This window comes from Streptomyces sp. NPDC041129 (genome assembly GCF_055592265.1).
Window position 1 is genome coordinate 58961 of sequence record NZ_JBVIYV010000005.1, and the last position, 13671, is coordinate 72631.

Consider the following 13671-nt stretch of genomic DNA (forward strand, 5'->3'; position numbering starts at 1 on the left):
CCTTGCGCGCCTGGAAACGGCGGCTGGTTTCCGGTCCCCCCGAAGTACGGATGTGGTCGGTTCCGCATTCACCCGTACTGCTCCGGGGACGAGGACGCCCCCCAGGCGTCACTCGGTTCCCGCTGATGTGCATGCCGCACAGACTACGCACCGCCAAAACCCACCGAGTCCCGAAGTTCACCCCAAAACAGGCAACTTGCCTCCTGCGAATCGGTGATGTGATCCCGTTCACCGTCCTCCCTCTTGTCGCGTGCGGAAGGCCGTTCTATCGTCGTGATGTATCGAGTCGATACATCAGCGTGAGATAAAGACGCGGCGGACCGAGAGGGGGCGATCATGAGCCGGCGTTCCGGCATCCTTGAGTTCGCCGTCCTCGGCCTGCTGCGCGAGTCGCCGATGCACGGCTATGAGCTGCGCAAACGACTCAACACGTCACTGGGTGTGTTCCGGGCGTTCAGCTACGGGACCCTGTACCCCTGTCTCAAGACGCTGGTCACCAACGGCTGGTTGATCGAGGAACCGGGCAGCACCCATGAGGACGCCCTGGCCGCTCCCCTCACCGGGCGCCGCGCCAAGATCGTCTACCGGTTGACGGCAGAAGGTAAGGAACACTTCGAGGAGCTGCTCTCGCAGACCGGCCCCGACGCGTACGAGGACGAGCACTTCGCCGCGCGGTTCGCCTTCTTCGGGCAGACCTCGCGGGACGTGCGCATGCGCGTACTGGAGGGCCGGCGCAGCCGCCTGGAGGAGCGTCTGGAGAAGATGCGCGCCTCCCTGGCGCGCACCAGGGAGCGCCTCGACGACTACACGCTTGAGCTCCAGCGCCACGGAATGGAGTCCGTGGAGCGCGAAGTGCGCTGGCTGAACGAGCTCATCGAGAGCGAGCGGGCCGGGCGGGACCTGAAGGGTTCCGCGTCCGGGGGGTCCGCTCAGCAGGACACCACCACTGGATCGACGGGCGGCCTGCCCCGTACCGGAGAGCACTTCGGTACGGATACGCCCGGCGACACCGCCACGTGAGTCCCACTCAGGGCCTCACTCGTACACACAGGGAGCAACCGGAATGGGTTCGGTTCGCGTAGCCATCGTCGGCGTGGGCAACTGCGCCGCGTCGCTGGTGCAGGGCGTCGAGTACTACAAGGACGCCGACCCGGCGTCGAAGGTCCCGGGCCTGATGCACGTGCAGTTCGGCGACTACCACGTCGGTGACGTCGAGTTCGTCGCCGCGTTCGACGTCGACGCGAAGAAGGTCGGCCTCGACCTCTCGGACGCCATCGGTGCCAGCGAGAACAACACCATCAAGATCTGCGACGTCCCGAACAAGGGCGTCACGGTCCAGCGTGGTCACACTCTCGACGGTCTGGGCAAGTACTACCGCCTGACCATCGAGGAGTCCGCCGAGGAGCCCGTGGACGTCGTGCAGGTCCTCAAGGACCAGCAGGTCGACGTTCTCGTCTGCTACCTGCCCGTGGGCTCGGAGGACGCGGCGAAGTTCTACGCCCAGTGCGCCATCGACGCCAAGGTCGCCTTCGTCAACGCCCTCCCGGTCTTCATCGCCGGCACCAAGGAGTGGGCGGACAAGTTCACCGAGGCCGGCGTGCCGATCGTCGGTGACGACATCAAGTCCCAGGTCGGCGCCACCATCACGCACCGCGTGATGGCGAAGCTGTTCGAGGACCGCGGTGTCCGCCTCGAGCGCACGATGCAGCTCAACGTCGGCGGCAACATGGACTTCAAGAACATGCTCGAGCGTGACCGCCTCGAGTCGAAGAAGATCTCCAAGACGCAGGCCGTCACCTCCCAGATCCCCGACCGGGACCTCGGCGAGAAGAACGTCCACATCGGCCCGTCCGACTACGTCGCGTGGCTCGATGACCGCAAGTGGGCGTACGTCCGCCTCGAGGGCCGCGCCTTCGGTGACGTCCCGCTGAACCTGGAGTACAAGCTCGAGGTCTGGGACTCCCCGAACTCCGCGGGTGTCATCATCGACGCGCTGCGCGCCGCGAAGATCGCCAAGGACCGCGGTATCGGCGGCCCGATCCTCTCGGCTTCGAGCTACTTCATGAAGTCCCCGCCGGTCCAGTACTTCGACGACGAGGCCTACGAGAACGTCGAGAAGTTCATCCGCGGCGAGGTCGAGCGCTAAGCACGCCGTACGGCCGTCCAGCGCGCCGAAGAGAACGCTCCTGCCAGGGCTGTGAAGGGTCCCCGGGTCTGCCGACCTGGGGACCCTTCACATATGTGAGGGTGGGGCCCATGCCCGTCGTCCGTGATCTGCGTGTCCTGCTGCGTCTACGGGACTTTCGCCGCCTGCTGACCGTGCGCCTGCTGTCCCAGGGAGCCGACGGCGTCTACCAGATCGCACTGGCCGCGTATGTCGTCTTCTCCCCGGAGAAACAGACCTCGGCGGCGGCGATCGCCTCGGCGATGGCGGTCCTGCTGCTGCCCTACTCGCTGATCGGCCCCTTCGCCGGCGTCCTGCTGGACCGCTGGCGGCGCCGCCAGGTCTTCGTGTACGGCAATCTGCTGCGCGCCCTGCTGGCGGGAGCCACCGCCGTACTGATGATCAGCGATGTGCCGAACTGGCTGTTCTACGCCTCCGCGCTGTGCGTCACGGCCGTCAACCGTTTCGTCCTCGCCGGGCTGTCGGCCGCGCTGCCGCACGTGGTCGACACCGAGCGCCTGGTGATCGCCAACTCCTTGTCGCCCACGGCGGGGACACTCGCGGCGACAGCCGGGGGCGGCCTCGCCTTCGTGGTCCGGCTGGCGGCGTCGGACTCCGATGCCGCGGTGGTTCTGCTGGGAGCCTTCCTCTATCTGTGTGCGGCACTGACCGCCCTGAGCATGGCTCCCGCGCTGCTCGGTCCCGACCGGGAGCCCGCACGGCCCCACCTGCGGACCGCGCTCCTCGACACCGCACGCGACCTGCTCTCGGCCGCCCGGCATCTGGCCGCACCCCGCCGCCGGGAGGCGGTCTGGGCGCTGGCCTCCATGACACTGATGCGCTTCTGCTACGGAGCGCTCCTCGTGCTGCTGCTCATGCTCTGCCGCTACGCCCTCTCCACGACCCGCGAGGAGGGACTGCGGCTGCTCGGACTCGGCCTGGCCGTGTCCGGTGCGGGCTTCTTCGCGGCCGCCGTGGTGACACCCTGGGCGGTGGGCCGGCTAGGGCCGGGCCGCTGGATCGCGGTGTGCGCCGCCACGGCCACCGTGCTGGAGCCCGCGCTCGGCCTACCGTTCGCCACCGGTCCACTCCTGGTGGCCGCGTTCGTTCTGGGCCTGATCACCCAGGGAGCCAAGATCGCTACGGACACCGTCGTCCAGGCGGCGGTGGAGGACGCCTTCAGGGGCAGAATCTTCGCGGTGTACGACGTCCTCTTCAACATCGCCTTCGTCGGCGCCGCCGGAGTCGCCGCGCTGATGCTCCCGCCCGACGGGCGTTCGGCCTTGCTGGTGGTTCTCGTCGCACTGGTCTATGGCGGAGTGGCCGTGGGCATGGCCCGCTTGGAGCGCCACATCAACCGGGACAGCCGAGGGGGCGATGTTTCACGTGAAACATCGCCCCCGCGATAGGGCAGTGGGGGTCGTGTTTCACGTGAAACACGACCCCCCGCAACATTTCAGCCCTGCCCGGCCCACCATTCCTTGAGGGCCGCCGTCGCCTCGTCGTGCGCCATCGGGCCGTTCTCCAGGCGCAGCTCCAGCATGTGCTTGTACGCCTTGCCGATGACGGGGCCCGGGCCCACACCCAGGATCTCCATGATCTGGTTGCCATCGAGGTCCGGGCGGATCGCGTCCAGCTGCTCCTGCTCCTGAAGCTGGCCGATGCGCTCTTCCAGGCCGTCGTAGGCCCGCGACAGCGCGACAGCCTTCCGCTTGTTCCGCGTCGTGCAGTCGGATCGGGTCAGCTTGTGCAGGCGGTCCAGCAGCGGGCCCGCGTCACGGACGTAGCGCCGCACTGCCGAATCCGTCCACTCGCCGGTGCCGTAGCCGTGGAAGCGCAGGTGGAGCTCGACGAGTCGTGAGACATCCTTCACCAGCTCGTTCGAGTACTTCAGGGCCGTCATACGCTTCTTGGTCATCTTCGCGCCGACCACCTCGTGGTGGTGGAACGAGACGCGGCCGTCCTTCTCGAAACGCCGGGTACGCGGCTTGCCGATGTCATGGAGCAGCGCGGCCAGGCGGAGCGTGAGGTCCGGGCCCTCCTGCTCCAGCGCGATCGCCTGCTCCAGCACGATCAGGGTGTGCTCGTAGACGTCCTTGTGCCGGTGGTGCTCGTCACTCTCCAGCCGCAGAGCCGGCAGCTCGGGCAGGACATGGTCGGCCAGCCCGGTGTCGACCAGAAGGGCCAGGCCCTTGCGCGGCTGCTCGGAGACGATCAGCTTGTTCAGCTCGTCCCGGACCCGCTCGGCGGAGACGATCTCGATCCGCCCGGACATCTCCGTCATCGCGGTGACGACCTCGGGAGCGACCTCGAAGTCCAGCTGGGCGGCGAACCGGGCGGCCCGCATCATCCGCAGCGGATCGTCCGAGAACGACTCCTCGGGCGTACCGGGGGTGCGCAGCACCTGGGTCGCGAGGTCCTGAAGGCCACCGTGCGGGTCGATGAACTCCTTCTGCGGCAGCGCCACGGCCATCGCGTTGACCGTGAAGTCGCGACGGACGAGGTCCTCCTCGATCGAGTCGCCGTAGGACACCTCGGGCTTGCGTGAGGTGCGGTCGTAGGCCTCCGACCGGTAGGTGGTGATCTCGATCTGGAACTGCCAGTCGGTGTCCGCGACACGGGCGCTCTTCTGCACGCCGACCGTCCCGAAGGCGATCCCCACCTCCCAGACGGCGTCCGCCCACGGCCGCACGATCTTCAGTACGTCCTCGGGACGCGCGTCGGTGGTGAAGTCCAGGTCGTTGCCGAGCCGGCCGAGCAGCGCGTCCCGGACCGAGCCGCCCACCAGGGCGAGCGAGAACCCGGCCGCCTGGAAGCGGCGGGCGAGGTCGTCGGCGACGGGGGCCACCCGCAGCAGCTCGCTGACCGCGCGGTGCTGCGCCTGGCTCAGGGCAGAGGGAGTGTCTTCGTTGGCGTTCGGCACAACAGAAGAGGGTACGTGTCCCCGGCGGCCCGGGTCGCCTCCATTGAGCGGCGCGGACACCTCCCGGCATACCCGCACAAGCGCAGTGCTTACGGCGTACAAGCGCTCTCCCCTCGATACTGGATATAGAGGACGAGGCGCCACCGCTCCCTGGTCTCGTGGAGCAGACCCTGGCACTTCCACTCAGCGTGTCTCGTTACCATGCGTGGACGCACATTCCGACGACCACTGACGACGACGAGGGACGGGCGAGCGCGTGGCCGAGGCGGCTGACTTCCAGGGGACCAGTGCCTCACCTGCCCGCCGGTGGCTGCGGCGCACCGGAGCACTACTCACCGGCGTGCCGCTGCTGGCGGGACTCCTGCAGCTGCCTGCCGCGGCGCCCGCACAGGCCGCCTCATCCAGCCCGGTGTCCGTCTCCCTGGATTCGCTCAGTCCCGGCGCCCCCACGGACGGGGACACCGTGACCGTGTCCGGGACGGTGACGAACACCGGCAGGCAGAACGTCACCGGCGCTCATGTCGGCTTGCGGATGGGCCCCCTGCTGAACACCCGCTCGGCGATCGACGCCGTCTCCCGGCACTCCGACGACCTCCGCACCCGCACCGGCCCCGAGGTCGGCGGCAAGTACGTGGAGAAGTTCGCCAAGCTCGCGCCAGGCGTCGCGCAGCACTTCAGCATCTCCGTCCCGGTGGACCAGCTCGATCTCGGCCAGGACGGCGTCTACGAGTTCGGTGTGGCCCTGTCCGGGCAGACCTCCGCGCGGCCCTGGGACCAGGTGCTCGGCATCCAGCGGACGTTCCTGCCGTGGCAGCAGTCCGAGGCGGACACCAGGACCCGGACCACCTTCCTGTGGCCGCTGATCTCCACGTCCCACATGACGGCCAGGACGGGCGCCGGTGAGCTGCAGACGCCGGTCTTCCTCAACGACGACCTGGCCAAGGAGATCGCACCCGGCGGTCGGCTGACGCAGATGCTGGACCAGGGCAAGGACCTCGACGTCACCTGGGTGATCGACCCGGACCTGCTGGCCTCGGTGGACGCCATGGCGGGCAGCTACCGGCTCCAGGGCGAAGACGGCACCACCAAGGCCGGCACGGACCAGGCGGTCGCCAAACAGTGGCTCGCCAAGCTGCAGAAGGCCGTCGTGGGCAAGGAGGTCGTCGCCCTGCCATTCGCCGACCCGGACCTGGCCTCCCTGGCGCACAGCGGTACCAGCGTCACCGGCTCACTCAGTCACCTCAAGGACGCCACCGACGTCGCCGCCACCACCGTGAAGACCGTGCTTCACGTCACACCGACGACCGACTTCGCCTGGCCCGTGGAAGGTGCCGTCGACCCGTCGATCATGAAGGTCGCCACCTCCGCCGGAGCCGACCGCGTGATCGCCCGCAGCGACAGCCTCCAGGAGACCGCCGGACTGCCGTACACCCCGTCCGCTGCTCGCCCGGTCGGCGGCGGCACGACGGCGGTGGTCTCCGACGCACGGCTGTCCACGGCCTTCGAGGGCGACCTGACCAAGGCGGGCTCGGCGACACTCGCCGTCCAGCAGTTCCTGGCGCAGAGCCTGGAGGTGAACGCGCAGACGGACGCGCAGCGCAGCATCGTGGTCGCCCCGCAGCGCATGCCGTCGGCGAGCCAGGCACAGGCGATGGCGAAGGCGGTGAAGGAGCTCCAGGGCGGCACCTGGTCCCAGGCGCAGAGCCTCACCGCGGCCGCCAAGGCCAAGCCGGACCCGGACGCCACCACCCGCATCCCGTCGACGTCCGCCTACCCCTCCGCACTGCGCAAGCGGGAGCTCCCGAGGACGGCCTTCGAGCAGATCGCGCGCACGCAGGACAAGCTCGACAACTTCAAGGTGATCCTCAGCGACCAGTCCCGGGTGATCACCCCGTTCGGGCGGGCCATAAACCGTGAGATGTCCACGTCCTGGCGCGGCCGCGGTGCCGAGGCGGACAGCTTCCGGGGCGACGTCGAGGCCTGGCTCGATGAGCTGGCCGACCAGGTCAAGCTGATCGACAAGTCCGAGACGAAGCTCTCCGGGCGCAGCGCCACCATCCCCGTGACCGTCCAGAACAACCTCGTGCAGCCCGTGAGCCATCTTGTCCTGCGGCTCACCTCGACGATGCCGACCCGCCTGAAGATCCACGGCAAGGGCTACGACGAGCAGCCCGTCGAGGTGTCCGGCGGCCACAGCCAGTCCGTGAAGTTCACCACGGCGGCAAACGCCAACGGCCGCGTCACGGTCTTCGCCCAGCTCTACACCCAGGACGGCCAGGAGTACGGCGACCCGGTCAGCTTCGACGTGAAGGTCACCGAGGTCACGCCCACCGTCATGCTGGTCATCGGCGGCGGTGTGCTTCTGCTCGTCCTGGCCGGGTTCCGGATGTACACCCAGCGCAAGCGGGCGGCGTCCCGCCAGGCGGACGACGACGGTCCCGGCACGGAGGGCGGGGAGACCGACGACGGCCCTGGGAACCCCGACACCCCCGACGATCGTCTCCCCGACGAGCCCGACGCCCCGTCCGGGGCAGAGGACCCGGAGCAGCCGAGTGACCCTGCGCCGGACACCGCACCGGAAAACACCGACCCGTCCGGGACGGGTGAGAGAGTGGACCGTTGAGCGATGTCGTGGCCGGTGTGGCCCGGGACGATGAGGTGGGGTAACCATGAACGCGCCGTACGACGGTGATCGCGGCCAGGGCGCGGCCGGCTCGGGCCACCCCGAGCCGTCGCCCGAGCCCGGCCAGGTGCCGCCGCAGCACGCGGCGGACATGTACCTCCAGGACGCCTACGACCAGGACCCCTACCGGGCGCGGGACCTCGCCGCCCAGGACCCGGTCGCCGAGGCGCTGTACGACCGTGCCGCGCACCCGCCTCCGCCCCCGGGCACGTACGAGCAGCAGCAGCCGCTGTACGCCCCGCCGGCCCAGTCGCCGCACGCGCCGGACCCTCGGGTCTGGGCGCAGACCCCGGCACCGGAGCCCGACGGCGCGGCCCCGTACCTGCCGTACGGCGACGATCCCCGCACGACCCAGTTCGTGGGCGTGGACGACCTGGTCACGCACTCCGGTGAGGAGTACCACGAGCCGGACGCCTTCGCGCACCTCTTCCGGGACCAGCAGCAGGGTGGTGGGTCCGCGCCCATGGATCCCCCTGCCGTCCCCGGCCCGGCCGCCGGTCAGGGACCCGCGGGCTCCTACCCGGCTCCGCCGCACGCCCAGAGCCCGCAGCACCCGAACCGGTACGCGGACGCCTCGTACCAGGCCGGACCCGCCGCTCCCGGCGGCCCCGCGCCGACTTCGGTGCCGGCGCCGGCCGCGGCTCCCGAGCCCGCCGGTACGGCCGCCACCGCGACGGCCGCCCCGCCGGCCCCCAAGAAGGGCGGGAAGGCAGCGGGGCTGCTGAAGTCCAGCGCGGTCATGGCGGCGGGCACGATGGTCTCCCGGCTCACCGGGTTCGTCCGCTCCGCGCTGATCGCCGCCGCGCTGGGTCTCGGCCTGCTCGCCGACTCGTTCCAGGTGGCCTACCAGCTGCCCACGATGATCTACATCCTCACCGTCGGCGGTGGCCTCAACTCCGTCTTCGTGCCGCAGCTGGTGCGCTCCATGAAGGAGGACGAGGACGGCGGCGAGGCCTTCGCCAACCGCCTGCTGACCCTCGTGATGGTGGCCCTGGCCGCGCTGACCGGTCTCGCGATGTTCGCGGCGCCACTGCTGGTGCGGCTGCTGTCCCCCACCATCGCGGACGACCCGGCGGCCAACGAGGTCGCGGTCACCTTCACCCGTTACTTCCTGCCCTCCATCTTCTTCATGGGCATCCACGTGGTGATGGGTCAGATCCTGAACGCACGCGGCAGGTTCGGCGCGATGATGTGGACCCCGGTCCTGAACAACATCGTCATCATCATCTCGCTCGGCATGTTCATCTGGGTCTACGGCACCGCGGCCAACTCCCACCTGGCCGTCGAGAGCATCCCGCCCCAGGGGCAGCGGCTGCTCGGCGCCGGTGTGCTGCTCGGTCTGGTGGTGCAGTCGCTCGCGATGATCCCGTACCTGCGGGAGACGGGCTTCCGGATCCGGCTGCGCTTCGACTGGAAGGGTCACGGCCTCGGCAAGGCCGCGATGCTCGCCAAGTGGACGGTCCTGTTCGTGCTCGCCAACCAGTTGGGTGCCATGGTCGTGACCCAGCTGTCCACCGCCGCGGGTGACGACTCCGGTGTCAAGGGAACGGGCTTCGCCGCCTACGCCAACGCCCAGCTCATCTGGGGTCTGCCGCAGGCCATCATCACGGTGTCCCTGATGGCGGCGCTGCTGCCGCGCATCTCGCGCTCGGCCGCCGAGGGCGACGGCGGAGCCGTCCGCGACGACATCTCGCAGGGGCTGCGCACGACCGCGGTCGCCATCGTGCCCATCGCCTTCGGCTTCCTCGCGCTCGGCATCCCGATGTGCACGCTGATCTTCGGCTCGGCGGGCATCGGCTCGGCCACCAACATGGGCTACATGCTGATGGCCTTCGGCCTCGGCCTGATCCCGTACTCGGTGCAGTACGTCGTCCTGCGCGCCTTCTACGCGTACGAGGACACCCGCACCCCCTTCTACAACACCGTCATCGTGGCGGCGGTCAACGCGGCGGTCTCCGGGCTCTGCTACTTCCTGCTGCCGGCCCGCTGGGCGGTGGCGGGCATGGCCGCCGCCTATGGCCTCGCCTACGCGATCGGAGTGGGTGTCGCCTGGCGGCGGCTGCGCAAGCGGCTCGGTGGTGACCTGGACGGCGCCCGCGTGCTGCGGACCTACGCCCGGCTCGGCATCGCCTCGGTGCCGGCGGCTCTGCTCAGCGGTGCGGCGTGCTACGGCATCGGGCATACCCTCGGCCAGGGCGTCGTCGGTTCGTTCGCCGCGCTGATCGCCGGTGGCGCGGTCCTGCTCGGCGTCTTCTTCGTAGCCGCCCGCAAGATGCGGATCGAGGAACTCAACTCGCTCGTGGGTATGGTCCGCGGGCGTCTGGGGCGCTGAGGCGGGGGTAGGCGCACAACCATCGTCCGCGGCTGTGTGTCGTGCATAGCGTCGGACTGTGGGCACAATTGGATTCGGCGTCGGACAGCGTGCAACGGATGGGGAGGCAGGGACGACGGTGGCGGAACGGAGCACGGCTGCCGTCGACGTGGCAGACAACAGCGGTGACGAGCCGCTGACCGCGAAGGCGGACCAGTCCACGGCCGACGGGGTGGCCCAGAACCCGGAGCGGGACACGGACAGCGACGAGGCACAGGGGAGCGGTGGGACTGAGGGCCCTGGCAAGAAGGCTTCGCCGCCCGAACTGCACAGCGGTCACAAGCTCGCCAGACGCTACCGTCTCGAGGAGTGCGTCACCCGTCTGGACGGATTCAGCAGTTGGCGTGCGGTCGACGAGAAACTCCGTCGTGCCGTAGGCGTCCACATCCTCCCCGCGGATCATGTGCGGGCACGGGCGGTGCTGGCCGCCGCCCGGTCCTCGGCGCTGCTCGGTGATCCGCGCTTCGTCCAGGTCCTCGACGCCGTCGAGGAGAACGACCTCGTCTACGTCGTGCACGAATGGCTGCCCGACGCCACCGAACTGACCGCCCTGCTCGCGGCCGGCCCACTGGAGCCGCACGACGCCTACCAGATGGTCAGTCAGGTCGCCTCCGCCATGTCCGCCGCCCACCGCGAAGGTCTCGCCCACCTCCGGCTGAACCCGAACGCCGTCCTGCGTGCCTCCACCGGCCAGTGGCGTATCCGGGGTCTCGCCGTGAACGCGGCGCTGCGCGGCATCAGCTCCGACACCCCGCAGCGCACGGACACCGAATCCATCGGCGCCCTGCTCTACGCGGCACTCACCCAGCGCTGGCCGTACGAGAACGACGCCTACGGCCTGGCGGGGCTGCCCAAGGACATCGGCCTGATCGCACCGGACCAGGTACGGGCCGGTGTGCACCGTGGCCTGTCCGAGCTGGCCATGCGGGCCCTGGTCAACGACGGTGCCACCGCCTCGCGCCACGAGGCCGCGTGCACCACGCCTGAGGAACTGGTCAAGGCGATCGGGGAGATGCCCCGCATCCGCCCGCCGGAGCCGGCCTTCACCGCGCCGCCGGAGTACCAGCGCACCACGTACCAGCAGGGCACCTACGGCCGGCCCGCGCCGCACCCCGGTATCACCCAGCCGCTCACGTCCCCGCCGCCCCCGCTGCAGAGCCGTACGGGCAAGGTCCTGAAGTGGGCGGTCTCCGCCCTGCTCATCGCCGCGCTGGGCCTGGGCAGCTGGCAGCTCGCGGACGCCCTGATGGGCCAGAAGGACAACCCGAACGACACCAACAACACCCAGACGCAGGACGGCGGCGACAAGAGCCCGAAGAAGCCCACGGACGGCAAGCCCATCGCCATCGCGGGCGCCCGGGATTTCGACCCCTTCGGTGAGGATCAGTCCGAGAAGCCGGCCGACATAGACAAGGCCTACGACAACAGCACTGCCTCCTACTGGCAGACGGACTTCTACCTGAGCCCGGAGTTCGGAAATCTGAAGTCCGGTGTCGGCATCAAACTCGACCTCGGCAAGGCTCAGCAGGTCGGGAAGGTGAGCATCACCTTCGTGGGCGAGACCTCGGTCGAACTCCGTGCCGCGGACGCGAGTGCGGGATCCGAGCCGACGACTTTCAACGCCTACAGCAAGGTTGCCAGCGGCTCGGGCACCACGGTGACGCTCAAGCCCGGCAAGTCCCTCAAGACGCAGTACCTCCTCGTGTGGTTGACCAAGCTGCCCGCGGACAACGAGGGCCACTGGCGAGGCCGAGTGGCAGACATCAAGGTGACCAGCTGAGGTCTCCACTCGGGAGGGGCCGATGGGAGATGGCGCCGGATACGGCGACGCACGGGACGAGGACCTCCTCGCCCGACACGTAGAAGGCGACCCCGATGCCTTCGCTGAGATCGTCCGACGGCATCGGGACCGGCTCTGGGCCGTGGCGCTGCGGACGCTGGGCGACCGGGAGGAAGCCGCTGACGCCGTCCAGGACGCTCTGGTTTCCGCCTACCGGGCCGCGCACACCTTCCGGGGGCAATCGGCCGTCACAACCTGGCTGCACCGGATCACCGTGAACGCCTGCCTTGATCGCGCGCGGAAGGCGGCCACCCGGAAGACCAGCCCCGTCGACGACACCGAGCGGCTGGAACAGCTGCTGGAGCCGCATGAGTCCGCCTCGGCTCCCGCCGAGCGGAACGATCTGCATCGGCAGCTTCTGGAGGCCCTCGGCACGCTTCCCTACGACCAGCGCGCGGCTCTGGTCCTTGTGGACATGCAGGGCTACCCCGTCGCCGAGGCCGCCCGGATTCTCGATGTGCCGACCGGGACGGTGAAGAGCCGGTGTGCCCGGGGCAGAGCCAGGCTCCTTCCCCTGCTCGGCCACCTACGGCCCGGGAACACCAGCGACGAAAAAGAACCCGCTCCGGGACGGAACCGGCTGCAGGGGACATCCGTCCCACCTGCAACGGGCCTTAGCGGCAGCGATGCCGGTGGGACGGGTCCGAGCGATTCAGCCGTAGCGAAGGGCGGAGGTGGGCGAGCGTGACTTCCACGACAGACACGGCCGGGCACCCGGACGTCGCGGAGATCTCCGACCTCACCGAGGGCCTGCTCCCGGCGGACCGGAACACCGAGGTACGGCGGCACCTGGAAGCGTGCGAGCTGTGTGCGGACGTCCTCGCCTCACTGGAGGAGATCCGAGGGCTGCTGGGCACCTTCGAGGAACCCCCTCGTATGCCTGCGGACATCGTCGGCCGCCTCGACGCCGCTCTTGCCGCCGAGGCGCTGCCGGCCTCGACCGCCCCCGAGGAGAGCGGTGGTCATGTTTCACGTGAAACATCGATCCCGTCGGATCGCCCTGCCGGACGGTCCCCCGCGGCGACAGGTCCGGGACGCAAGGATTCCCGGCGTGGGCGTCGCCGAAGGACCGTAGTCCTGGGCTCCCTGCTCACCGCCGCGGTCCTGGGCGCGGGGTCCCTCGTCCTGCAGTCTCTGAACGGCGGGGGCTCCGGTACGACGGCTCATGGCACGACGGCACCGTCCGCCGGAAGCTTCTCCGGAGACAGCGTCCAGAGCCAGGTCAAGGGTCTGCTGGCCGCGGGCAAGACCAGGCAGCATCACTCCAATGAGCCGCGGTCGGGCGTCGAGACCGAGCAGACCAGCCCCGGGTCCACCCAGAGCGCCAACACATTGCTCCAGGCCCAGCCCCCGGTCCCCGGCTGTGTCCGCCAGGCGATCAACAGCCACGGCGACGTCCTGGGCTCCAGGACCGGCATCTACGCCGGCAAGAGCGCCTACCTGGTCGTGGTCCCCGACGCCGACGACAGCACCCGGGTAACCGCCTACGTCGTCGAGGCGGAGTGCATCCATCAGCATCCTGAGTCCGCCGGCAAGGTACTGATGAAACAGTCGTTTCCCCGGTCCTGAGTGCCTCGGAGGATTTCTCGGCGCCTGTGCGGTCATCCGTACCCTGTGCCATCCCCGTGTGCCCGGACACACCGGGAATGCGGACCCCCTAGGATCCGTTGGGTGGGGTGAGAGCTCCGAA

At 69.4% G+C, this 13671-nt stretch carries 9 protein-coding genes; 8 read left to right on the top strand and 1 reads right to left on the bottom strand.

Going from position 1 to position 13671, the window contains the following annotated elements; all coding sequences use genetic code 11:
• Window positions 1-336: 336 nt before the first annotated feature.
• From ACZ6B1_RS18210 to ACZ6B1_RS18220, 3 genes are all read left to right on the top strand, one after another.
• Window positions 337-1020, top strand: coding sequence for a PadR family transcriptional regulator (locus tag ACZ6B1_RS18210; protein ID WP_468779500.1), 684 nt, complete (start codon window positions 337-339; stop codon window positions 1018-1020).
• A gap of 43 nt (window positions 1021-1063) precedes the next feature.
• Window positions 1064-2146, top strand: a complete 1083-nt coding sequence (locus ACZ6B1_RS18215) for an inositol-3-phosphate synthase (RefSeq protein ID WP_468779502.1) — start codon at window positions 1064-1066, stop codon at window positions 2144-2146.
• A 110-nt stretch (window positions 2147-2256) separates the two neighbouring features.
• Window positions 2257-3573 (top strand): MFS transporter, encoded by a 1317-nt coding sequence (locus tag ACZ6B1_RS18220; protein ID WP_468779504.1) that lies wholly within the window; start codon window positions 2257-2259, stop codon window positions 3571-3573.
• 47 nt (window positions 3574-3620) lie between these two features.
• Here ACZ6B1_RS18220 and ACZ6B1_RS18225 read toward each other — a convergent pair whose 3' ends face one another.
• Window positions 3621-5087 carry a CCA tRNA nucleotidyltransferase gene (locus ACZ6B1_RS18225; protein WP_468779506.1) on the bottom strand — a complete coding sequence of 489 codons (1467 nt, stop codon included), beginning with the start codon at window positions 5085-5087 and terminating at the stop codon, window positions 3621-3623.
• Window positions 5088-5343: 256 nt separating this feature from the next.
• On the opposite strand from ACZ6B1_RS18225, the gene ACZ6B1_RS18230 reads away from it, so the two are divergent.
• The 5 genes from ACZ6B1_RS18230 to ACZ6B1_RS18250 all read left to right on the top strand — a co-directional run bounded on the left by ACZ6B1_RS18230 (window position 5344) and on the right by ACZ6B1_RS18250 (window position 13550).
• Window positions 5344-7710: a DUF6049 family protein gene (locus ACZ6B1_RS18230; RefSeq protein ID WP_468779508.1), complete on the top strand. Its 2367-nt coding sequence runs from the start codon at window positions 5344-5346 to the stop codon at window positions 7708-7710.
• 46 nt (window positions 7711-7756) lie between these two features.
• Window positions 7757-10102: a murein biosynthesis integral membrane protein MurJ gene (gene murJ, locus ACZ6B1_RS18235; protein WP_468779510.1), complete on the top strand. Its 2346-nt coding sequence runs from the start codon at window positions 7757-7759 to the stop codon at window positions 10100-10102.
• Window positions 10103-10220: 118 nt separating this feature from the next.
• Window positions 10221-11921: a protein kinase family protein gene (locus tag ACZ6B1_RS18240; protein ID WP_468779512.1), complete on the top strand. Its 1701-nt coding sequence runs from the start codon at window positions 10221-10223 to the stop codon at window positions 11919-11921.
• Window positions 11922-11943: 22 nt separating this feature from the next.
• Window positions 11944-12669 carry an RNA polymerase sigma factor SigM gene (gene sigM / locus ACZ6B1_RS18245; protein WP_468779514.1) on the top strand — a complete coding sequence of 242 codons (726 nt, stop codon included), beginning with the start codon at window positions 11944-11946 and terminating at the stop codon, window positions 12667-12669.
• Window positions 12666-13550, top strand: coding sequence for an anti-sigma factor family protein (locus ACZ6B1_RS18250; protein WP_468779516.1), 885 nt, complete (start codon window positions 12666-12668; stop codon window positions 13548-13550). The genes sigM and ACZ6B1_RS18250 overlap by 4 nt, the downstream gene beginning before the upstream one ends.
• The last annotated feature ends 121 nt before the right edge of the window (window positions 13551-13671 follow it).

What these genes read in the sequence shown, in the direction of transcription:
- ACZ6B1_RS18210 (WP_468779500.1), top strand. Translation starts at nt 337, where the DNA reads ATGAGCCGGCGTTCCGGCATCCTTGAGTTCGCCGTCCTCGGCCTGCTG.
- ACZ6B1_RS18215 (WP_468779502.1), top strand. Translation starts at nt 1,064, where the DNA reads ATGGGTTCGGTTCGCGTAGCCATCGTCGGCGTGGGCAACTGCGCCGCG.
- ACZ6B1_RS18220 (WP_468779504.1), top strand. Translation starts at nt 2,257, where the DNA reads ATGCCCGTCGTCCGTGATCTGCGTGTCCTGCTGCGTCTACGGGACTTT.
- murJ (WP_468779510.1), top strand. Translation starts at nt 7,757, where the DNA reads ATGAACGCGCCGTACGACGGTGATCGCGGCCAGGGCGCGGCCGGCTCG.
- sigM (WP_468779514.1), top strand. Translation starts at nt 11,944, where the DNA reads ATGGGAGATGGCGCCGGATACGGCGACGCACGGGACGAGGACCTCCTC.